Source organism: Streptomyces sp. LHD-70 (assembly GCF_031157275.1).
Classification (GTDB): domain Bacteria; phylum Actinomycetota; class Actinomycetes; order Streptomycetales; family Streptomycetaceae; genus Streptomyces.
This window is the reverse complement of the sequence record NZ_JAVIFW010000044.1, coordinates 1-21,590: the sequence shown is the minus strand read 5'-3', so window position 1 is coordinate 21,590 and position 21,590 is coordinate 1. Positions and strand designations below refer to the sequence as shown.

The window sequence follows — 21,590 nt, the reverse complement described above, 5'->3', positions numbered from 1 at the left end:
GGGGGGGGCGTGCGCTGTCTGTCCCATCCGGGGCCAGAAGTTCCCTCTAACTGCTGGAAGTGGAGCGACCGGTCACTATGCGACATCTAGTCGACCTGGCCGGTCGATGCAGATCGTACCCGTCAACCCTTGTGCGTCAAACTTAGGGCCCAGCTATCTTATGGAGTGGACAGGTACACCCCCTTAGGAGGGACCGGCTCCACCGAGACCCCCAACTGGCCATCCAGATAGCCCGGCTGAAATACCCTCAAGCACCCTACGGAATACCGGAACAGAAGCACCATCAAAACCCGGCCAGAGAAAGAGAAACCACGATGTCCCGTGAACTGCGTCCGCACCAGATCGAGGCCGTGGACGCCATCCTGCGTGCTCTGCAGTCCCCCACCACCGGACATCCGCCGCCCCAAGGGCTGCGTGCGCAGGTCATCGCTGCCACCGGTTCCGGCAAGACCCTGATCGCCGCCGTGACCGCTCAACGTCTCGGCGTGCGGAGGGTTTTGGTGCTGATGCCGACGTTGGATCTGCTGGTTCAGACGGCGACCGCTTGGCGGCGCGATGGCGGCCGGTCCGGGGCGATGGTGGGGGTGTGCTCGCTGCGCGCCGAGGAGTCCCAGGGTATGCCGTGCACCACGGATGTGGGTGAACTCATCGCGTGGACACGGGACTTGGACACGGTGACAGTGTTCGCAACGTACGCGTCGGTCGGGCAGGGTGTTCTCCAGCGCGCGAATACGGCCGGCCTAGCGGCGTGGGACCTGGTGGTCGTGGATGAGGCGCACCGCACGAGCGGGGACGGGCTCAAGCCCTGGGCGGCGGTGCATGACCAGCAGAAGATCCCCGCAGCACGCAGGCTCTATATGACGGCGACGCCTCGGGTGTGGGAAGCGGTCGGGGGGCGGTCGGTGCCGCGGTTGGTGGCGAGTATGAGCGAGGACTCCCCCGTCTTCGGGCCCGTGGCCTACAAGCTGACATTGTCGGAGGCGATCGGGCGGGGGCTGATCGCGCCGTATCAGGTCGTGTGCGTGGACATTTGTGATCCGGAGTACGGGCAGCGGGCGCAGCTGGGTTCGGGCACCGGGCGGGTGCGTGGGGGGGCGGCTGGCCGCGCTGCAGGCCGGGGTGCTGACTGCGGCGGCGCGGGAGAACGTGCGCAAGCTGCTCACCTTTCACTCCCGCGTGGCCGAGGCCGAAGCCATGGCGACAGGTATCCCGGATGCTGCGGCGGGTCTGTGGGAGGACGCCCCGCAGACCTACCCGCACCCTGAGCGGGTGCGGGCGGACTGGCTGTACGGGGAGCATTCGCCCGCCCACCGGCGCGTGGTGCTGGAGGAGTTCGCCTCCGATGTCATCGAAACCGAGGATCAGGGCGAGCGGGCCGCAGCGGGTCGGGAGCGGGAGCAGGAGTTGCTGCCGGCGGCGCTGCGCGTACTGGCCTCGGTGAAGGTCCTTGGGGAAGGTGTCGACACGATCGCGGACTCGGTTGCATTCTGCGATGTGCGCGGATCGATGGTCGATATCGTGCAAATGGTCGGCCGCGCACTTCGAATGAAGCCAGGGCAAGTAAAAGTCGCCTCTTTGATCGTTCCGGTATTTCTCGCCGAGGGTGAGAATCCCGACGACATGCTCACTTCTCCGGCCTACGGCGCCCTGGCCAAGATCTTGGAAGCTTTGCGGGCCCACGACTCCGACACGATCGAAGCTCTCGCCGACTCCCGGCCACGCAGCGGCAGTTGGAAGGATGAGGATGTCGAGGACGGGCCGTCCGTCGAGAGTGAGGCTGCATTCGGGGATGACGTCGATGGCCTGGGTGGCGACGAGACGGGTGGCCGGGTCAGTGCGGGGGCGCGGGAGCTGCTGAAGTTCTCCTCGCCGCGGGATCCTGTGCAGCTGGCGCGGTTCGTGAGGCTGCGGGTCCTGGAGCCGGAGAACGAGTACTGGCGGCGTGGGATCGAGGCCTGCGCGCGGTACGTGAAAGAGACCGGCGCCGCCCAGTTGCGTGTGCCCTACGACTACGTCACCCCCGATACCTGGTCCCCGGCCGGTTTTCCGCTCGGGACGTGGCTGGCCACCCAGCGCAAGACCTACAGAACCGGACGCCTGGACAGCGAACGCGTCGGAGAGCTGGATGAGTTGGGGATGGTGTGGTCCCACCAGAACATCGCGTTCGCCGAAGGCCTCGCCGCCGCACGTGAATGGGCTTTGGAGCACGGGCACTTCCTCCCGCCGGTGGGCGCGGTTTGGAACGGCTACCCGGTCGGGAACTGGGCCAAGAACCAGCGCGCCGCAGCGAAACTCGCCGACGAACTCGAGGCGCGGCGCCAGGCCGGCGAATCAGTCGGCTCGGAGGCTGGCGCGTTGCCCGAGTCGCGGCGCGAGGCGCTCGAGGAGATCGATCCCGAGTGGTCCCCGGCCTGGGACATTGCTTGGCAGCGCGTCTTTCGTCTCGTGCGGATGCACCTCAGGGCAGGGGGCAGTGTGCCGGCCGAGCCTGGTCAAGTCGTCGTCCAAGGCGAGGACCTGGGGAGGTGGGTGCAGGCACAGCGGCACGGCTGGGGCCAGCTGCTTACCGCGCAGGCGTGGTTGCTGGGACACGTCCTCGGTCTGGAGCCCGCGGGCGAGGACGAGCGGCCTGTACGGCGCACGCAGGATCACAAGTGGAATCTCAACCTCGCCGCGGCCCGGCAGTACCACGCACAGGAAGGGCACTTGAACGTCCCGAGGAAGCACGTCGAACAGGTGCCCGTCGAAGACGCGGGCCCGGCCGCTTCGGGGCGTGAGACCACCGCCGAGGGCGCGGTGCCCGTCGCGTTGGGTATGTGGATCGCGAACGTACGCCGCCGGGCTGAGAAGCTCACCGCTGAGCGCCATGGTGATCTGGATCAGCTCGGCATGCGCTGGTGAGAAGTGTCAGGGGCCGAACTGATTCTGTCGTCGGGTTCGAGCGCGCGGGCAGCTGGTGACGGCCATGGCCATGCCGAACCCGGCGCCGCCGTGGACGCACATCATGGCGCCGGGCGTCGATGGTGTCGGTGATCTCGCAGGCGGTGAGCAGGGCTTGGGTGCTGACGAGGCGCGTCGAGCATGCCGGTTGTATCGATCGGTTCGGCGACCAGTGAGTGTTGGCGCGGCCCTCCTGCCGCGCCTCCGAGGAGTCGACGTCGACGCGGGGTGGGTTGCCGTCGTTCGTGTTTCTCAGGGCATGGGGGTGCGGAGGTCGGGGTCGCTGAGGCCGGGGTGGCCCAGGACGGTGGTGTAGCGCCGGGCGGCGCGGAGGCTGATGCCGAACATCTCGCTGAGGTGCTTGGCGTCCCCGCCGGTGGCGAGGGCTTCGTTCAGGATGCGGTCGGGCGGAGTCGAGATGCTGACGTTCACTGCGTTCCTCCGGCTTGCCCCGCGGGGGGCGTGTTGGTTTGGCTGCCCGTCGGCGTGAACCGGCGGCTTCTCCTTTTCAGGGCTCTTCGCCCGAGCAGGGCGACGCCCAGGGCGAGCAGGAGCAGCACGGCGGTGACGACTGGCCCGGTGGGGATGCCTTCCTGTGCGCGGTAGGTGTCGATGGTCGAGGACCCGACGCCGGCGGCGCCTGCGATGAGGGCCCCGACGAGGACCCACATGCCTTCCGGGTTGATCGTCCGGTAGACGTCGGCTCTGATCGCGGCGAGGTCCTCGGGGCGAGGGGGGACTTGTTGGAGTGCGGGAGGGGGCGGCCACGGCTGCGGCAGGCGCCGCATCACCAGGTGCCTGGCGCTCTGTCCGGTTCCCTGGAGGCAGTAGAGGTCGTAGCCGCGCTGCCTGCCGTACCAGACGATCTCTTCGATCGACATGCCGCTGCCGCTGTAGCGGACGACCACTTCGGGCCTGCCGTCGAATGCGTGCATCATGTCGTACTGGCGCTGCTTGCGCAGGGCCCGCGTCCCCACGTGCTCGCGCCGGAAGTCGATGAACGTCCAGACGATCAGGGCCAGTACGACGGCCATTGCTCCGATGAGGAGGAGGGGCATCAGCAGGGGTGTGGCGCTTTCCATGACTTCCTCAACGTGTGGTCACTGCTCGGCCGCCGCGGCGTCGTACATTGTGAACTCCCTTCCTTCCTTGGCTCTTTGAAGGTTCTGGAGCCCTGCCTGGACGCCTTCGGCGGCCGTCTCAGCGGAGCTGATCCTGACCACGGCGGAATCGAGTTACGCGGAAGTCATGGCAGGTCCGAAGTCCAGGCTCCTCAGCAGCTCTGCCAGGATGGCGCAGTACTCCTCCCAGTGGTGCGTGCTCGGCGTTGAGAAGGTCACGGTGATGAGTTCCTGCGCTCCGGGGATCTTCTCTGCGGGGACGGGGATGAACGCTTGGAGCTGGGCCACGTTGATGGGGATGTCTTCGCCGGTGCGGGAGAACTGGGCGGGTATGCGCAGTGCTGCCGACTGGTCGATGGCGAGCGTGACTTGGCCGCATGGCATGGGCAGCACGGTGATGTAGCGCTCGCGCGAGGGCGTCGCATCGAGGATCTCGGCGATTCCGGCCGTTGCGGTGCGGGCGTCGTTGTAGGAGAGCGGTGTACTCGCCATGGTGAGCGTGCCGGAGGACAGTTCTCCGTGGAACTCTGTGAGGCAGGTTGCTGCGTAGAAGACGCCGGCTGAGTCGAGCAGGGCCGCTGTTTGGCTGTAGGTGTCGGCCAGCTCGTCGAGTTCGCTCTGTGCTGTCTGTGTGGTCCAGTCGGCCATGCGGGCAAGGGCTTCGGCGCGTGTGCTCTCGGCGTCGGAGCTGGGCGTGAAGGGCTGGAATATCGGGGGGATCTTGAAGGTGACCTTCATGGTGCTAGCTCCGATGGGCTGTGTCGTCGGGCCTGTTGAGCTTTCGGCGTGCGCGTCGTCCCCAGGCGAATACCGTCACGCCCGCTACGACGAAGGCGGCGCCCAGGGCGGTGGCGACGGCGTAGGACTGTCCGTCGGTGTACCTCGTCATGGCCGTGATCAGGCAGATGACGCCGATGGCGCACAGGGCGAAGGCCCGTAGCAGGTGGTCGCCGCCGAGCTGGGCGTTGTGCAGGTCGTGGGCGATCCGTTGCTGGTCTGCTGGCGTGGGGTGGGGCAGGGGGGCCATCGCCGCGGGGTGCGGGGGTGCGGGTGCGCCTGGCTCTGTGGGCTGCAGGGGCCGGGGCGGGGTAGGGAAGGGTCCGACGGCTGGTGGGGCGACGCGTCGCATGGTCACGTAGACGTCGATGCCGCGGCTCTGGGGCCATTCGAAGACCCGGTAGCCGTACTGTTCGGCGAGCCACACCGTCTGGGCCGGTGTCATGCCGGTGCCGTAGACCCGGATGCGGACCTCGGGGCGGCCGTCGAGGGATTGGACGAGTTCGGCTCTGCGGCGTTCCTGGGTCCGTTTTGATCCGCCCAGTTCTGTGATCGACCAGACCAGGGCCGCGATGGCGAAGGCGAACGCTCCGGCCGCTGCCAGGAGCCACATCAGTGTGGACACGGCCTTGGTCACTCTCCCTGTTCGTCGGCGGCGGCCTTGTCTTTCGCGCTGCCGGCTTCCCAGGCATGTTTGAAGGCCATGCCGAGGCCGACGACCGCGCTGCCGCCAGGGAAGGCGTTGGCGCCTCCCACGACGATGGCTTCTGTCGTGTTCTGCGGGAGGAAGTACTTCACGGCCGTGCTGTCGGCGATGTAGTCCTCGATGGTCATGCCGACCGATTCGATGCCGGCGCCCGTCGAGATGCCCTTGACGACGGCTTCGGTGAGTTCCGCTCCCGTGCGTCCGATTTTTGCGGCAGCGCCGCCCAGGCCGAAGGAGACGACCCCGAGGCCGTCCTCCCAGATGGTCCTGTCACTGACTTCGGCACCAGCCGCCCGTGCCGTGAGATGCAGGCCGAGCGCGACGCCTGCCGTGACTCCGGAGATCGTGTTCAGGAAGGGTGCAGCCGGCGGGAAGCAGAGGCCGCCGATGGCCGTCACGGTGCTGACGGCGGAGAAGACGTCCCCGATGGCGGAGATGGCGTTCTTGTGATCCTTGACCCAGTCCCATACCTGGTTGGCGAGATGGGCGTGGGCTTCGATGAGGGACTCGAGGCCGTCCATGAGGCGGTCCCAGAAGCCGGGTTCGTCGGGGGCCTGTTCGCAGGCCTTCTGTATCTGCTGGGCGACGGTCTCGGCGATCTCGTCGTGGCGGGTGAGGAGTTCACGCGCCTCGGTGATGATCGCCTCGAGGTCGCGTGAGGCGGCGTTGACCTGTTCGGCTGCGGCGTCGATCCGGCGCTGCATCTGCGCGGCCTCGTCCGGGGGGAAGGTGCCGCTGATGTTCAGGTCGGGGTTCATCTCGGCGTCGCGGAGCCGGGTGCGCGCCTGGTGGGCTCGGTTCTCGTGCTCGTGCGCCTGCTGCTTCATGGTGGCCAGGCGGTCCTGCCAGTCCGTGAGCGCATGGGAGGCCCGTTGAAAGCTTCCTGTGGCTTCGCCCAGGACCTTCGGCAGTTCACGGACCTTGGCGGTGAACGCGTCGGCCGCGATTCCGGTCCAGCCGCCGGTGCCCTTGATGATGCCGGTCAGGACGTCGTCGGCGGCCTTGAGTTTGGTGTAGGTGCCGTGGATGTCCTGGGCCAGGGTGGTGACCGCGGCCGGTTGGCCGGGCGCGGGGTCGAAACCGAGCGCGGGGAAGGATCCGCCCGGGCCGGCCGGGGCAGGGGTCGTCATGAACTGCTCCAGAAATTACGGGAGATGGAGAGGGCAGGGCACTGCGGGCCGAGCTTTCCGTGCACCGGCTGGTCGTGATGCGGGTCGGCTGTGGCCGGCCCGTCACCCGAAGTCGTCGGCCATGCTGTAGCTGCGGGCGCGCGCTTCCTCGCCTGCGCCCACTCCGCTCGGCGCGGCTGCCCCGCCGCCACCTGTCGACGCCGCGCCGGGGCCTCCTTGCTGGAATACGTCGGCGATGCGGCGTTCGGCTTCCGCGTAGTTCGACGCGGTCGTCTGTACTCCGCCGCGGATCGCGTCGGTCAGCTTCGCCAGCTGGCCGATGCCGTACTTCCACGCGTCCCTGAACTCGCCGCACCGCACCTCGAGCCCACCATGCCCGATGTCATGGACCGAGGCCTGCTCCATCTTGTATCCCGCGGACTTCATCTCGGACGCACACTCATCGAGCCGGCCCGCAAGCGAGCTGAGCTGCTGTACATCGACGCGGAACGTCCCCGGCAAAGACGCCGTCATCATCCACCCCCGTGGCTCGAACAAAACGGAGCACCGACCCTACGCGCTGGTCCCGAGCCGCGAAGAGCAGGGTCGTAAAAGGGGCTGAACACCCCAGCAGGAGACGAAGAAGCCTAGCCCGCTGACTCGTCACATCGGCTTGGTGAGGATCGGGGTGGGGTGGTAGTGAGCGACTCCTGCGTAAGACATGCCTAAGGGTTGTCCCGTAATCCCGCGAGGCTGAGGGTCATGCGGTGTCCGGGTCGGTGCCGACGGCACCAGCCGAGTGAAGCGAACGTCCGAGGTCTCGGGTGAGGATGCGGGGGTGTCGCCGCCACCACCACAGGTCGGGACCGGGCAGCCTGTGGAACTGGCCGAGTGCTTGGCCGTCGTCGTCGATGGTCGCGGCCTTGTACCGGTCGTCCAGAACTTTGATCTGCGGGGTCCAGAGTTGGACGATGTGTTCGTCCAGCAGGAGCCACGCCTCGTGCAGCCAGTTTCGGCAGTAGAGGTCGTTGGTGTACTCGTAGATGTCGTCGCCGTAGCCGCGCTCGATGGCGCTCACCAGCGTGGCCCACGCGTTCACTCTCTCAGCGACCGTGAATGCCGTCCGCCAGCCGCGCTGGTGCAACAGCTCTCCTACCTCGATTTCAGTCGCCACGGGCGTGAGGCTCTCATGCCGAATCCGTGCGGGCGACTGAGATGTGTCCCGCCAGAGGCTGGCGGGCCCGGAGCGTGTTCAAGGTGGGACGATCTTGCCGTGGCTGGTGTGATCACGGCGTCGGAGCCGTCCTGGATAGCCCCGTTCACCGGGCTGAGCCCGAGGCAGTTCGGCAAGCTGGTGACGATGCTGCGTCGTGAGGACGCGGACGCGGTCCGCAAGGGCCGGCCGTGGAGCCTTCCGCTGGAGGATCGGGCACTGCTGGTCGCGGCGTACTGGCGAACGAACTTGACCATGCGCCAGCTCGCGCCGCTGTTCGGGGTGTCGAAGTCGGCGGCCGACCGCATCATCGACCACCTGGGACCGATGCTCGCCCTCCAGCCCCGCAAGCGGTTCGCCAAGGACGCAGTGCTCATCGTGGACGGCACGCTGGTCCCCACCCGCGACCACACCATCGCCGAGCGGTCGAAGAACTGCCGGTACTCCACCAACCACCAGGTCGTCATCGACGCCGACACACGCCTGGTCGTCGTGGTCGGCCAGCCGCTCGCCGGGAATCGCAACGACTGCAAGGCGTGGGAGGAATCCGGCGCCAAAGCCGCCGTCGGCAAGACCACCACGATCGCCGACGGCGGCTACCCGGGAACCGGACTCGTCATCCCGCACCGCCGCGAACGCGGCCAGACCGAACTCCCGGACTGGAAAGAAGAACACAACAAGTCCCACAAGCAGATCCGCGCCCGTGTCGAGCACGTATTCGCCCGTATGAAGACCTGGAAGATCCTCCGCGACTGCCGCCTCAAAGGCGACGGTGTCCACCACGCCATGCTCGGCATCGCCCGGATGCACAACCTCGCCCTCGGCGGATAGGAGCGGCTCGCACTGCCGCCCGCCATGCCCGAGGCGACTCAAAGATCATTTACGGGACAACCCTTAGGGAGACGGTGAGGATCTTGGCGTCGAGTTCGCCTGCGAGAGCGAGCAGACGTGTGGAGCGCAGGATGCGCGGCAGGAGGCTGACGGGTGCGAGGCTGTCGCGGATGTGGGCGGCGCCAGCAGGTCCGTGGTGTGTTCGGGTGAGCCGGGTGACGAGCAGGTGGGGGTTGTTCGTACCGAGTCGTTGCCGGTGCTCTTGGCAGCGTTGCAGCGCTTTCCAGGTCGCGGTGTCCAGTGGGAGGTGCACTGATCTGCCGGGGAACCGGACGCTCTGGCGGTGAGGGTTGATGTCGGCGTCGGTGAGCTGGCGTAGCTCGGTGATGGTTGCTGCGTGGAGGAGGGCGGCGAGGCCGATGAAGGCTTCGTGTGGGTGGATGTCGTGGTTGGTGGCCCATCGTTCGTACAGGGTGCGCTGCCGGGAGGGGGTGAGGGTGGGTCCGTGAAATCCCCTTTGTTGCACGGCAGTTATCGGGTTGGTGGGGTTGTGGAGGATGGCCTTGGAGCGGTGGGCGTGGGCGAAGAACTGACGCATTCCTGCGAGGTGGGAGGCGCGGCGGGCCGGAGTCCGGGCGAGGAAGGACTCCAGGTCGGCGGTGGTGACGCTCGCCCAGCTCCTGTGTCCCTCGGGGTGGAGGTGGAGGGCTAGGTCGCGGATGGTGTCCAGGCGGATCTCGATGGTCTTCAGTTCGTTGGGGTGCAGTCCGAGCTGCTGGGCTTGCTCGCGCTGGAGCAGCAGGAAGTCGGCGAACTCGGCGACCTGGGAACGCAGTTGGGTGGGGGTGGCCTTGATGCGGCGGGTACGGCGGGCTGCTGCGCGCCGGTCGGCAAGACCTGGTGGTGGGGCGAGGTGGCTGTGGGTGCGGAAGAAGTCGGTGAGCGCTCCGATGAGTTCGGGTGCGTTGCTGTGGGCGTGGGCGAGCAGTGCGCGGGGGTCGCTGGTGGTGGTCGCAATGATCAGGCGTGCGGTGGTGGCGACGACATCGGCCGCGTAGATGGGGTGGCGGTGATCGGCGAGGTGCGCGGCGAAGTCGCTCCACCAGGATGGTGTGGCGGGCATGCGCTCGGCCCAGCCGGTTGCGCGGGTGATGACGGTGTGGGGTGAGTGCTCGTAGCAGCGTTTACACAGGCCCTTGGCCCACTGGCCGCTGGTGCCGCAGCGTTCGCAGGATGCCGGGGACGGTGCGCTGGCGGGATCGGTACAGATCCGGCACCGTCGAGTCGCTGTGTCGAGGGTGCGTCGGCGCCCGCAGTGCTGGCAGGGGCCCCGTGCCGGTCGGCCTGACGCGCGGTGTCGGCATACGGCGCACAGGTCCTGGGCGGATCGTCGTGGAGCGCCGCAGAGGGTGCAGGTGCGTGAGCACCAGGCGCAGCGGCCGGTGTCGGGGCGAAGCCAGCGCAGGCAGTGGCAGGACGGACAGGTGTCCTTGGCCCGCCGGGGCGCGGCAGCGAGGGGGGCGGGACTCCGCGAGCCCGCGTCGGCCGCCCTTGCGTTCGCGGCTGGGTTGGGTGCGGTCATAGCGGTGGGAGAGATCGGTGGCGGGGCACGGGCTGTTGCTGTGAAGGCTGCCGGGCCGGGGCGGGGTCTGGACGCGGCGGAGGGGTTGAGGGCTCGGTGGATTCGCGCAGGGTCAGCAGTTCGCCGGGGGTGCAGTCGAGGGCGGCGCACAGCGCGGCCAGGGTGGACAGCTTCACCTGGGAGGGCTGCTTGGTGAACAGGGCGGACACCGATGCTGCGGACAGCTCCAGGCCGGCGCGTTCGGCCAGGAGGTGGCGCAGTTGGGTGCCGGTCCAGATGCCGCGCTGTGCCGCGGTCATGCGTAGCTTCCACTCCACGTCGGGCGGCGGGGCGGAGGGTTCAACGGCGTGGAGAGGGGGTGTTGTCATGGGGGCTCCGGGGGTCAGCCGGCCAGGCCGGTGAGGGCGGTGGTCGTGGCGCGGCGCCAGGCGTCCTCGACGAAGGTCAGGCAGGGCCGGACGTAGGCCATGGTTGAGGCGATGTGCGTGTGTCCGAGGAGCTGCTGGACGGTGAGCAGGTCCATGCCCTGTTCGTAGTGGTGTGTTGCGCAGGCGCGGCGCAGGTCGTGCGGGGTGAACCGGTCGTCCTCGCTGCGGCCTTCGGTGTCCAGGAGGCGGGAGAGGCGGTCGCGTACGGTCTCCGCCTTCAGCGGCTGGCCGTGGGCATCGCAGAACAGCGGCGATGTAGTCGGGGAACAGGGGGCGGATGCCGTGGCTGGTGATGGTGCGGGTGCGGCCGTCGTCCTCGAGCGTGAACGTCCACACGTCCTGTGCGGGGATCTCGTTGAGGGGGGTCGGGTCGGCCTGCCATGCCTGGAGCGGGGTGGCGCCGTGCAGTTCGGCGGGGCGGTGTTCGGTGTTCCACCACCGTGCCCAGGCCAGCAGGTGCTCGGTGAACGCCGTGAACGACAGGGGTGGGGCAGTTTCGGGGCGGCGGTCGGGGCGGCGGCGCGGCTTCTTGGGGGTGTAGCCGGGCAGGGCCGTGAACAGCATGCGCGAGACGCTGTGGTTGAGGTTCTCGATGCTGCCCTTCAGGTGGGGGCTGTAGGGCGGCAGGACGGTGATGTCCGCGTCGATCGCGGTCAGCGCGGTGGTGACGGTGCGGGAGAGGAAGTCGCGGCCGCGGTCGAAGCGGACGTGTTCGGGCAGGCCGCCGAAGGGGCCGTAGGGGGCGGTGCGCAGGATGGCGGAGCGCAGTGCGGTCAGGACCGAGGCACGGGTGGGCGTGCCTGGGGTGATGGCGAGGCCGGTGATGGCTTTGGTCGCGCAGTCGATGAACCATGTGACGTGGGGAGCGACGAGGTCGCCGTCGGCATCGACGCGCAGCGGGGCCTGGACGTGATCGGCCTCCCAGACGTGGTTGCGCCAGGTGCGGGGGCGTTTGGCGAACACGTCCAGGGCGCGGGCGGTCTCAGGGCCGTGGCGGTAGCCGGTCCGCTCACCTGGTGTGAGGTCCCGGCGCAGGGCGCGCAGGAACGTCGGCAGCGACGGGACAGGGTCCAGTAGCGGTACGGATGCGGGTGGGGCGCCGCCCGGAACAGTTGCGGCGGGCCGCGGCGGGCAGGGGGCGGTGCTCGGTGGGGTGGCGGTCGCCTCGGACGGGTCGGTGTCGGCGGCGGTACGGGCGCGGGCGGCGAGTTCGCGGTGGACTGCGGAGGCGTTGCCGTGCCAGTACGCGAGCAGCACCCGGATCTCGGGGGTGATCTCGAACCGGCCGGTGCGGCGGGCTCCCGGGCGGGCGGCAGAGGTGGGTGTGGTGGTGGCTTCGGCGAGCCACCGCCACACGGTGCGGTCCGAGACGTTCAGGCACTGGGCGGTGGTGTGCACGTGGATGCGGGTGAGGAGGCGCTGGGAGCGCAGGGTGAGGAGGCGGCGTACGGCCGGGGCGCGCAGCGCGGTCAACGACGCGGTGTCCAGGACGGGTTCGGGCTGTGGTCGTGACGGTTCAGAGGCGCTGTGGTCGGGGGTGGTCCCGGTCATGGGAGATCCCTTGGGCCCGGGAGTGGGTGTGGTTGGTCAGGGGGTGGGGCCGAGGCGGGAACAGGCACGCGACAGCAGAGCTTGGTCCACCACCGTCTCGGGGGCGCGGGCGAGGGCCGCGTACCTGTGGGAGGTGATCTTCGCCCAGGTACGGAAGTTGCCCCGTGCGCAGGTGGCATCGGCGTGCAGCAGGTCAGCGTCTGCCGCGGTGTCCCACAGTGGGTGGAACAGACGGAGCACGGTGGGGACTTGCTCGGTGTCCAGGCGGGGTACCTGTTGCCAGGTCAGGACCCGGGAGGCCAGCGCGGGAGCACGCGCGAGAGTACGCTCGGCGCCCGCGCCGCACAGCACGAGGGACGTCTGGGTGGTGGGCGCGTCCACGAGCAAGCGCAGGTAGTCCAACTCCGGAGCGGCGATGCGCTGCACGTCATCGATGACCAGCGCCCCCGGCGTCTTCAAGGCATCGATCAGCGCGCGGTCGGCTGTGTCCGTGCGGTTCGTCAACGACGTGGCCGGCAAGCCGAACGCGGTCAGCAGCGCAGCCCGCAGCTGCGGCAAAGCGGGCTTCACCGACACCACCGCACGGTGTACCGGGGTGCGGCGTGGGAGCAGGCGCAGCGCCTGGTGGGCCGCGACCTCTTACCGTGCCCGGTATCCCCGTACACGCACGCAATGCCACTTGCGGCGATGGTGTGGGTGAGGGACCTCGGTCACCTCGCCGAGCTGCCGTGTCGCCACGACATGCGCGCCCGGCACATACAGACGCACGCTGCCTTCGGTGAACGGAGAGGTACCTGTCGTCTCGGCGCTCTCGGCTCCGTCCTTCGGGTCGGGGTCAGCGAGCGCCTGACCGGCCTCACCGACCGTGCCCGGCAGGGCCAGCTCGGCCAGCGCACGGTCGTAGGCGGCCGGATCGACCCGGGCGTAGCCAGGACGGGGAAGGTCAAGGACACGCCCCGCACGGCGTTCACGGTTCACCGCCTCATGCAGCGTCGTCAACGACGGCAACCGGTCCCGTCCCAGAGCATCAAGCACCTGATCGGCATGGTCGGCCATCCAGCGGTGCAAGGCCTTCACGTTCCCGCCCAGCTCTGGGATTGGTGCGCCACGGTCGCGGTGGTGGCGGGGCGTGGCCGGCGTCGTCGGCCGTGTGGCGGGGTGTCGGTGCCCGAGGAGGTTTGGGGGCCGGCTGGTCTTTGTGTCCGCCGTCGCCCGTACGTGCAGTGCGCGGGGGTGGTCGGCCCGGTGTGGGGGTTGTTCATCGGGGTGTGGGCAGGGCGGTGGCAGGTGCTGTGGGGGGCAGTGGGTCGCGTCGGGTTCTGGTCGTGGCCTGGAAGGGACCGTTGGATAGAATTTGTTCATGGATGACTGTTTTGCCGGTTTGGTGTTGTGGGGGTGGGGCTCGAGCGGCATCGGAGCCGGGGGTGTGCGGGCGCGGGGGGCGTGATGGGTGCGGTCAGCGGTGGGGAGGCGTTCGCGGGCCGGGCGGGTGAGCTGATCGGGGCGCAGATCGCGGGCTATCAGGTGGAGAGTGAGCTCGGGCGGGGCGGGATGGCCGTGGTGTACCGGGCGAGGGATCTGCGTCTGCAGCGTACGGTGGCGCTGAAGCTGCTGACCGAGGACATGGTCCGCAATGACACCTTCCGCCGTCGGTTCGCGCACGAGCAGCGGGTGGCGGCCTCGCTGGATCATCCTCACATCGTGCCGATCTTCGAGGCCGGTGAGGCGGACGGTGTGCTGTATATCGCCATGCGGTATGTGCCGGGGCCGGATTTGCGGGCTCTGCTCGACCGGGACGGGCCGCTGCCGGTTCCCGCCGCGTTGCGTATCGCCGCTCAGGTGGCGTCCGCTCTGGGTGCGGCCCATGAACGTGAGTTGGTGCACCGTGATGTCAAGCCGGGCAATGTGCTGGTGGCCCGGGGCACGGACAGTGATCACCCCGAGCATGTCTATCTCACGGATTTCGGGCTGACGAAGAAGTCTTTGTCGCTGACCGGGTTCACGTCCGTGGGTGAGTTTGTCGGCACGCTGGATTATGTGGCGCCGGAGCAGATCGCGGGCCGCCCGGTGGACGGCAGGTGCGATCTGTACAGCCTTGCCTGTGTCGTCTACGAAACCCTCGCGGGCCAGCCGCCGTTCAGGCGCGATGACGCCATGGAACTTCTGTGGGCTCATCAGTACGACACCCCGCCCGCCCTGAGCGAGAGGTGCCCGGGCGCGGCAGCGGCGATGGACGAGGTACTGGCCCGGGCGCTGGCCAAGGCTCCCGAGGATCGTTACAGCTCTTGCGTTCAGTTCGTGGCGGCCCTGCGCGCGGCGGCCCAGAGCGGTGCGGGGCGGGGCGATGCGGGGCGGGGCGATGCGGGGCGGGGCGGTGGGACAGCGGCGCGGGCACCGACTCGGCTGGACCACAGGGGCGCCGGGCCGCTGCCCGATCCGCCGCTCTGGGCCCGGCCGGTTTTCGTCGGCCCGCCCGGCCACTGAGTGGAGGTGCGGGCCACCGGGGCTCTGCGCCGCGGCGGCTCCTGCCCCTTTCCCTCCCCCCTTTCCTTCCCCCAGCGGACACGCGGGCGGACATCTGGCGCAGGACGGTCCTTGGGTGCGTACGTCCGGGCCGGCACGGCCGTTGCCGTGGCGGCGCGGACGGGGGCGGGCGATGGCGGGGGCGGGCGAGCGATGGCGGGGCGCGGCCAGGCGGGGTGCGGCCGGGCGGGGTGCGGGCGGGCAGCGGCCGCATGCGTGGGGTGTCTTCACGCGCCGTTTGCCGGTGAGCGTTTCACGTTTGCCAGCCGCGGGCCGGGCGGGCCCTGCTGCCCGGTGGGGGTGCCCGTGCCGGCTGCAGGAGCGCGGGCGATTCTGCAACACCTCGCTGGGAAGGCCCAGTTGGGCGCCTGCGCCGTTCAACATCCCTACGCGTGGGGGTCGTTCAGGGCGTCACGGTCCACGGCGGGCACGGCGGGCACGGGGATCGCGGGGATCACGGGGATCGCGGTCAGACATGTGCCGGCGGCCGGCACCGGCATGAGTCTTTGCCGCCGGTGATGCGCGGGCCCGGCCCGGGGGCCTGTCCGGCGGATGCGTGTCCGCGCCGTCCGGCTTGCCGGACAGGGCAGTTCACCGCCGGCCGCGACAAGGCGGCCGCTTGTTCACGTCCCGGTCCGGGGCCTACGGAAGGGCATCGGGCGGCCGTGGCTGCGCAGTTGCTTGCCCCCGCCGCCCCTCACCGCCCGGCCTTCTGCTCCGCGCCGCCCCGGGGCGGCGCGGAGACTTCCGGGCGGCGCAGCGCGCGCCGCCCCTTTTGCCGGCGGTGGGTGGCCCTGCCGTCGGGCTGGGGCCGCACACCTTTCGCGTATGCCACGCCGAGGGGTATGTCGGGGGCGTGAATGGCGGCGGATCTGCGGCTCTGGGCGGTCTTTGTGCAGGGCAGAGGTGACTGGAACCCAGTCTTGCGTGGCTTTACTCGACTTCTTTGCATTCGTCAAGCCACGAACCCTCGGAACGTGACCAAAACGGACCAAAACGGGCCTACTGGTTGAGCGGCCCCACCGGAAAGCACCACAGCCGACAACGAGGCCGCAGACCCCGCACAAGCACCCTTCCCGCCTCAGGAGGAATCATGAACACCACGACCCCCACCCCTGGTACCCACCGCTCCAAGCGCCCGCTGGCTCTGGCCACTGCAGCGGCGTCGGCTGTCGTCCTGGCCGGAGGTGTCATCCTGCCGGCCACTGCCGCGACAGCGGCCCCGATGTCCTCCACGTCGGCCACGACCATGCCTCCCCAGCACGACAAGGACAAGCTGGACTACTGCTGGAGCAAGCACCACAACAAGGACCACAAGCCCGGCAACGGCGGCGACGGTGGCGACGGCACCGGCGGCAACGGAACCGGCGGCAACGGCGGCGACGGCGGCAACGGGGGCGACGGCACCGGCGGCGACGGCACCGGCGGCGACGGCGGGAACGGCGGCAGCGACACCAGCGACCACGGCACCAGCGACGGCGGCACCAGCGACGGCGGGAACGGCGGCGACGGCACCGGCGGGAACGGAACCGGCGGGAACGGCGGGAACGGCGGCCACGGGGGCGACGGCACCGGCGGCAACGGAACCGGCGGGAACGGCGGGAACGGCGGCCACGAGGCCAACGACCACGACGAGAAGAACTCCTGCTGGGCGGGTGGCAAGAAGTTCCGCTGGCACCACAAGTACAAGGTCTACTACATCATCGTGAAGCACCAGAAGCTGTACTTCTGGGACAGCTACAAGGACTTCTACTTCTTCGCCAAGCAGCACAACAAGCACTACTGGAAGTCCGTAGACCACCACGACCACTGGTGGGAGGACGAGAAGCGCTGGTGCCACGAGGACAAGATCAAGGACAAGATCAAGGACAAGGAAGAGGAAGAAGAAAAGGACAAGGACAAGGACGAGGACGAGATCAAGGACGAGACCGGAGACAAGGACGAGCACAAGGACGAGGACGAGACCGGAGACAAGGACGAGGACGGCGACAAGGACGAGGACGGCGGCGACGGCGGCAACGGCGACGGCGGCAACGGAACCGGCGGCAACGGCACCGGCGGCAACGGCGGCACCAACGGCGACGGCGGCAACGGCACCGGCGGCAACGGCACCGGCGGCAACGGCGGCACCAACGGCGACGGCGGCACCAACGGCGACGGCGGCAACGGCACCGGCGGCAACGGCACCGGCGGCAACGGCGGCACCAACGGCGACGGCGGCAACGGCACCGGCGGCAACGGCACCGGCGGCAACGGCGGCAACGGCGGCACCAACGGCGACGGCGGCAACGGAACCGGCGGCAACGGAACCGGCGGCAACGGCGGCACCAACGGCGACGGCGGCAACGGCACCGGCGGCAACGGAACCGGCGGCAACGGCGGCACCAACGGCGACGGCGGCAACGGCACCGGCGGCAACGGCGGCACCAACGGCGACGGCGGCAACGGCACCGGCGGCAACGGCGGCACCAACGGCGACGGCGGCAACGCCCTGTAGGGCCCGGTGAAGGCGGGGCAAAGGCCATAGCGGCCTTTGCCCCGCCCTCTGTGTGAGCCCCTCCGGAGCAGGGGGCCCCGCGCCCATGTCCACACCGCTGCGGGAATACGCCCGCCGCGACAGCACACCGCACACCGCGCACCCACGGGTCCGTCGCCCTGCGCGCGGCCTGCCCACCCGCCCCGCCCCGGCCTGCCCCGCCCCGTCCCGTGCGATGCCCCGCGCGCCCTGCGCCCCGCGCCGGGCTCCGCCTCCCCGGCAGGTGCTCGCCGTGGGGCAGGCCGGTTCCGCACGGGCCGGTGGGGCTGCGCCGGGCACGGCCCACCGGCACAGGCATGCGCCCGCCAGGTGCCGGGGAGAGTGCCCGCCCTGGGCGGGCCCCGGGCACGCGACTGGTGGGCAGGAGGCGCCGAAGAGGCGCGCAGGGGGCTTCAGCCAGAAGCGGTGAGGAACTGTTCGGCCCAGACGGTTTTGCCAATGGCCGTGTGCCGGGTGCCCCAGCGCTGGGTGAGCTGGCCGACCAGGAGCAGGCCGCGTCCTCCTTCGTCGAAGAGCCGGGCGCGGCGCAGGTGCGGGGATGTGTTGCTGGAGTCGAAGACTTCGCAGATCAGGGTGTGGCCTGTGTGGATCAGGCGCAGGTGGATGGGGGGCCTGCCGTAGCGGATGGCGTTGGTGACGAGTTCGCTGACGACGAGTTCGGTGACGAAGGCGGCCTCGTCCAGGTGCCAGGCGTGGAGCTGGCCGGTGGCCAGGTGGCGTGCCTGGGCGACGGCTGTGGGTGCGCAGTCCAGCTCGCAGGTGGCGATGCGGTCGGCCTCGAGTGCTCTGGTACGGGCGATGAGCAGGGCGATGTCGTCGTCGGGGCGGTGGGTCAGCATGGAGGTGAGGACCCGGTCGCAGACGGTGTCCAGTTCATCGGCCGGGCGGGCGAGGGTGGAGAACAGCCGGTCCAGGGCGTCGTCGATGTCGTGGTCGCGGATTTCGAGGAGGCCGTCGGTGTACAGGGCGATCAGGCTGCCTTCGGCCAGCTCGGTCTCGTAGGTCTCAAAGGGCAGGCCGCCCAGGCCCAGGGGCGGACCGGGAGGTGCGTCGAGGAAGCGCACCGCGCCGCCCGGGGCGACCACGGCGGGCGGGGGGTGACCGGCCCTGGCCAGGGACAGGCGCTGGGAGGTGGGATCGTAGACCGCGTACAGGCAGGTGGTACCGATACCCGCGCCGCCCTCGGCCACACCGGCCGGGCCCTCGTCGGCAGACAGATGCAGGACCAGATCGTCGAGGTGGGTAAGCAGCTCATCGGGCGGCAGGTCGACATCGGCCAGAGTGCGCACCGCGGTACGCAGACGGCCCATGGTGGCCGAGGCACGCATTCCGTGGCCGACCACATCGCCCACCACCACCGCTACACGCGTACCGGACAACGGGATGACATCGAACCAGTCACCGCCCACACCACCGAGACGGTCACCGGCAGGCAGATACCGGGTGGCGACGTCCAGAGCCTGCTGATCAGGAAGCGTCTGCGGGAGCAGACTGCGCTGCAGAGTCACCGTGGTCGTGTGGTCACGGGCACGGCGGCGCGTACTGCCGATGGTCTCAGCCGCCTGGAAGGTGAGCTGCTCGGCCAGCCACATGTCATCCGCGTCGAAGGGCTGCGGCCGCTGGTGACGGCCCAGCAACAGCACCCCGATCGGGCCGCCCCCAGCGGCGATGGGCACCATCATCACCGTGTGCGTCCCCAGCTCACGGATCCAGGCCGCCCGGGGATCACGGGCCGCCCACGCAGCCAGATCCGGATCACCCGCCTCAAAGACAGCCGCGCGGCCCTGAGCCAGACACCGCGCGAGAAAAGCAGGCACCGGATAACCAACAGCTGACGGCCCGGCCTGCGGCCCGGCATGCGGCCCGGCCTGCGGCGCAGCATGCGGCCCGGCTGGCGGCCCGGCCTGCGGCGCGGCCTGCGGCGGAGCTTGCGGCGCGGCTTGCGGCCCGGCATGCGGCGCAGCTGACGGCCCGGCCTGCGGCGCGGCCTGCGGCGGAGCTTGCGGCCCGGCATGCGGCGCAGCTGGCGGCCCGGCCTGCGGCGCGGCCTGCGGCGGAGCTTGCGGCGCGGCTTGCGGCCCGGCATGCGGCCCGGCATGCGGCCCGGCATGCGGCCCGGCATGCGGCCCGGCATGCGGCCCGGCTTGCGGCCCGGCTTGCGGCGCGGCTTGCGGCCCGGCTTGCGGCGCGGCTTGCGGCGCGGCTTGCGGCGGGGCGACCGTCACAGGCGGGCTCGGGCCGGTCACAGACCGTACGGCGATCCGGTCCAGCACCACCCTGTCCCAGGGCACGTCGGCCCGGGAAGCGCCGGGCGGATGCTGGGGAAGGAGTTCGACCGCGGCGAAGTCCGCCAGACGGCCCGTGGCGGCGTCCGCCAGCTCCTGCGCGGTATGCCGCACCTCCCCGGTAGCGGCGATACGGGCCAGATCCTCCAGCAGCCTCCGCTGCCGGGAAAGAAACCGACCGGGCGTGTGGTGCGCCGTCAGACACACCGCCCGTATCCGCCCGCCCGTGTCCCGCAGCGGAGCAAGCGAGGTCGGCCAGCCCTGCCCCGCACCCACCCCGGCCGGACCGATACAGGCCCCCACATGCTGCACCTCACCACTGTCGAACGCCTGACGCATCCCAGCCTCCGCCTGATCACTCACCCGGTGCGCCACAAGCTCCGCCAGACGCCACCCCCGCAACTCCTCCTGCGACAAAGACAACGCACGCTCCATACCCACGTTGGCCCACACCAGCCGCAGATCCGCATCGAAAACCCCAAGAATGCTCGGCGACTGGCAAAACACCCACTCGGCCAACTCCTCCACCGCAGGCGCCACCGGCCCAGAATCCACCGCCACCACCAACCACTCACCAAAAGAACAGTCAGAAGACGGACGATCAGAAGCCACATCATCGGAAAGCGCGCGGCCAGAAGCCGCGTAATCGGAAGGCGGGCGGTCAGCAGAAGACGGACGGTCAGCAGCCACATCATCGGAAGACACGTGCCCAGAAGCCGCGTGGCCAGAAGACGGGCGGTCAGCAGGCGGGCGGTCAAAAGGCGGGCGGTCAAAAGGCGGGCGGTGTGCGAGCAGCCGCCGCTCCAGACGCCGGCCGTCGCGATGCCTGAGCCCCACCACCACACTGCACCTGCGCCGCCCGGCCACACCCCGCCACACACCCGGATCGACGTCATCGGCCAGCAGCCGCGCAGCCGGATACCCCACCACCTCAGCCGGCCCATAACCCAGCAGCCGCGCAGCCCGCTCACTCCACCCCGTCACCCTGCCCCACTCATCGACCGTGGCCATACAGGACAGCGACGCAGCACCCGCCCACGTCCACTCACCGCCAGGAAAGGCAGAACCCTCGCTCACCACTCAGCCGCCTCTCGGGATCCACACCACCCAGACCCCTGCGACCATCATCATCCTCACCCACGACAACCACCAACCCAGCCAGCCCCCCACCACCCACCGGCCCCACAGCCCCACAGCCCCACAGCCCCAGAAACCCAGCCCCAGCCCCAGCCCCAGCCCCAGCCCCCCCGAAACCCCGGAACCCCGGAACCCCGGAACGACGCACCCGGCACCCGGCACCCGGCCATCCCGCGCGGGATCACACCCCGTACACCAGAACCCGCAGCCCCACCCCCGACACAGCGGCCGTGACACGCCTGTGACAACCACCAGACACCGCCAGGACCTCACCCCACCAACCTATTTAAACCAGCCAAAAGAACCCAACCCAGGCAATCCAGGCACCTTTTCCCCTGCTCCCGAGGGCGTCAACAGGGACAACCAGACCGACCCACCGGAGACCACCATGGCCCCCGCAACCACCACAACACCCCCCACCACACCCACCCTGACCCCCCGCGAACTCGAAACCCTCCACTACATCACCTCAGGACACACCTACCAGCAAACAGCCCGCCACATGGGCCTCTCCCCCCACACCATCGACACCTACCTCCGCCGCATCCGCACCAAACTCCACACCAACACCACCGCCCAACTCACCCGACACGCCATCACCCTCGGCCTCTAACACCCACCCAACACACCACCCCACCCCCGACCCCCAGCCCACCCGGCCGCGCCACCAGAGGCAACCACCTCCTCGACCGCAGACACCGCAGACACCGCAGACCAGGACATGAGGACATAAGAGGTCGTTAAGTCCGTTTCTGGTAGCGGCCTCGTCCGGGTTGGGTGAGGAAGCCTTGGCGGGTGAGGCGTCCGAGGCGGCTGCGCGTGACGTTCATGACCGGGTCGTCGGTGGGCAT

18 protein-coding genes and 1 pseudogene are annotated in these 21,590 nt (G+C 69.7%); 6 read left to right on the top strand and 13 right to left on the bottom strand.

What is annotated here, in order from left to right; genetic code table 11:
• Nucleotides 1-314 precede the first annotated feature (314 nt).
• Nucleotides 315-815, top strand: a pseudogene (locus RCO28_RS38820) (DEAD/DEAH box helicase family protein); the annotation flags it as partial.
• A 271-nt stretch (nucleotides 816-1,086) separates the two neighbouring features.
• On the top strand, nucleotides 1,087-2,901 hold the full coding sequence (locus tag RCO28_RS38815) for a Helicase associated domain protein (protein ID WP_308946117.1): 1,815 nt from the start codon (nucleotides 1,087-1,089) through the stop codon (nucleotides 2,899-2,901).
• Nucleotides 2,902-3,192: 291 nt separating this feature from the next.
• Here RCO28_RS38815 and RCO28_RS38810 read toward each other — a convergent pair whose 3' ends face one another.
• The 7 genes from RCO28_RS38810 to RCO28_RS38780 all read right to left on the bottom strand — a co-directional run bounded on the left by RCO28_RS38810 (nucleotide 3,193) and on the right by RCO28_RS38780 (nucleotide 7,827).
• Entirely contained in the window at nucleotides 3,193-3,372 is a 180-nt protein-coding gene (locus RCO28_RS38810) for a hypothetical protein (RefSeq protein WP_308946116.1), read from the bottom strand.
• Nucleotides 3,369-4,022, bottom strand: coding sequence for a hypothetical protein (locus RCO28_RS38805; protein WP_308946115.1), 654 nt, complete (start codon nucleotides 4,020-4,022; stop codon nucleotides 3,369-3,371). The genes RCO28_RS38810 and RCO28_RS38805 overlap by 4 nt, the downstream gene beginning before the upstream one ends.
• 153 nt (nucleotides 4,023-4,175) lie before the next feature.
• Nucleotides 4,176-4,799 (bottom strand): hypothetical protein, encoded by a 624-nt coding sequence (locus tag RCO28_RS38800; protein ID WP_308946114.1) that lies wholly within the window; start codon nucleotides 4,797-4,799, stop codon nucleotides 4,176-4,178.
• A gap of 4 nt (nucleotides 4,800-4,803) precedes the next feature.
• Nucleotides 4,804-5,463 (bottom strand): hypothetical protein, encoded by a 660-nt coding sequence (locus RCO28_RS38795; RefSeq protein WP_308946113.1) that lies wholly within the window; start codon nucleotides 5,461-5,463, stop codon nucleotides 4,804-4,806.
• Nucleotides 5,464-5,471: 8 nt separating this feature from the next.
• Nucleotides 5,472-6,674: a putative T7SS-secreted protein gene (locus RCO28_RS38790; protein ID WP_308946112.1), complete on the bottom strand. Its 1,203-nt coding sequence runs from the start codon at nucleotides 6,672-6,674 to the stop codon at nucleotides 5,472-5,474.
• A 102-nt stretch (nucleotides 6,675-6,776) separates the two neighbouring features.
• Nucleotides 6,777-7,100, bottom strand: coding sequence for a hypothetical protein (locus tag RCO28_RS38785; RefSeq protein WP_308946111.1), 324 nt, complete (start codon nucleotides 7,098-7,100; stop codon nucleotides 6,777-6,779).
• 313 nt (nucleotides 7,101-7,413) lie between these two features.
• Nucleotides 7,414-7,827, bottom strand: coding sequence for a hypothetical protein (locus tag RCO28_RS38780; RefSeq protein ID WP_308946110.1), 414 nt, complete (start codon nucleotides 7,825-7,827; stop codon nucleotides 7,414-7,416).
• A 99-nt stretch (nucleotides 7,828-7,926) separates the two neighbouring features.
• On the opposite strand from RCO28_RS38780, the gene RCO28_RS38775 reads away from it, so the two are divergent.
• Nucleotides 7,927-8,697, top strand: coding sequence for a transposase (locus tag RCO28_RS38775; protein WP_308946109.1), 771 nt, complete (start codon nucleotides 7,927-7,929; stop codon nucleotides 8,695-8,697).
• 49 nt (nucleotides 8,698-8,746) lie between these two features.
• Here the strand turns inward: RCO28_RS38775 and RCO28_RS38770 are convergent, their stop codons facing one another.
• The 5 genes from RCO28_RS38770 to RCO28_RS38750 all read right to left on the bottom strand — a co-directional run bounded on the left by RCO28_RS38770 (nucleotide 8,747) and on the right by RCO28_RS38750 (nucleotide 13,314).
• Nucleotides 8,747-9,820, bottom strand: a complete 1,074-nt coding sequence (locus RCO28_RS38770) for a hypothetical protein (RefSeq protein WP_308946108.1) — start codon at nucleotides 9,818-9,820, stop codon at nucleotides 8,747-8,749.
• A 455-nt stretch (nucleotides 9,821-10,275) separates the two neighbouring features.
• A complete protein-coding gene (locus RCO28_RS38765; RefSeq protein WP_308946120.1) occupies nucleotides 10,276-10,578 on the bottom strand; it encodes a helix-turn-helix transcriptional regulator in 303 nt (100 codons plus the stop codon).
• A gap of 83 nt (nucleotides 10,579-10,661) precedes the next feature.
• Nucleotides 10,662-10,928 (bottom strand): tyrosine-type recombinase/integrase, encoded by a 267-nt coding sequence (locus RCO28_RS38760; RefSeq protein ID WP_308946119.1) that lies wholly within the window; start codon nucleotides 10,926-10,928, stop codon nucleotides 10,662-10,664.
• 1,366 nt (nucleotides 10,929-12,294) lie between these two features.
• Entirely contained in the window at nucleotides 12,295-12,870 is a 576-nt protein-coding gene (locus tag RCO28_RS38755) for an ATP-binding protein (RefSeq protein ID WP_308946118.1), read from the bottom strand.
• Between the two features lie 27 nt (nucleotides 12,871-12,897).
• The gene (locus RCO28_RS38750) at nucleotides 12,898-13,314 is read right to left on the bottom strand and encodes a hypothetical protein (protein ID WP_308946107.1); all 417 of its coding nucleotides are present in this window, start codon (nucleotides 13,312-13,314) and stop codon (nucleotides 12,898-12,900) included.
• Between the two features lie 390 nt (nucleotides 13,315-13,704).
• On the opposite strand from RCO28_RS38750, the gene RCO28_RS38745 reads away from it, so the two are divergent.
• Together RCO28_RS38745 and RCO28_RS38740 are read left to right on the top strand one after the other, a co-directional pair.
• Nucleotides 13,705-14,742 carry a serine/threonine-protein kinase gene (locus tag RCO28_RS38745; protein WP_308946106.1) on the top strand — a complete coding sequence of 346 codons (1,038 nt, stop codon included), beginning with the start codon at nucleotides 13,705-13,707 and terminating at the stop codon, nucleotides 14,740-14,742.
• Nucleotides 14,743-15,874: 1,132 nt separating this feature from the next.
• Entirely contained in the window at nucleotides 15,875-17,278 is a 1,404-nt protein-coding gene (locus tag RCO28_RS38740) for a hypothetical protein (RefSeq protein WP_308946105.1), read from the top strand.
• A gap of 431 nt (nucleotides 17,279-17,709) precedes the next feature.
• On the opposite strand, the gene RCO28_RS38735 is transcribed toward RCO28_RS38740, so the two are convergent.
• The gene (locus RCO28_RS38735; RefSeq protein ID WP_308946104.1) at nucleotides 17,710-20,613 is read right to left on the bottom strand and encodes a SpoIIE family protein phosphatase; all 2,904 of its coding nucleotides are present in this window, start codon (nucleotides 20,611-20,613) and stop codon (nucleotides 17,710-17,712) included.
• 514 nt (nucleotides 20,614-21,127) lie between these two features.
• Here RCO28_RS38735 and RCO28_RS38730 point away from each other — a divergent pair.
• Nucleotides 21,128-21,352 carry a helix-turn-helix transcriptional regulator gene (locus RCO28_RS38730; RefSeq protein WP_308946103.1) on the top strand — a complete coding sequence of 75 codons (225 nt, stop codon included), beginning with the start codon at nucleotides 21,128-21,130 and terminating at the stop codon, nucleotides 21,350-21,352.
• The last annotated feature ends 238 nt before the right edge of the window (nucleotides 21,353-21,590 follow it).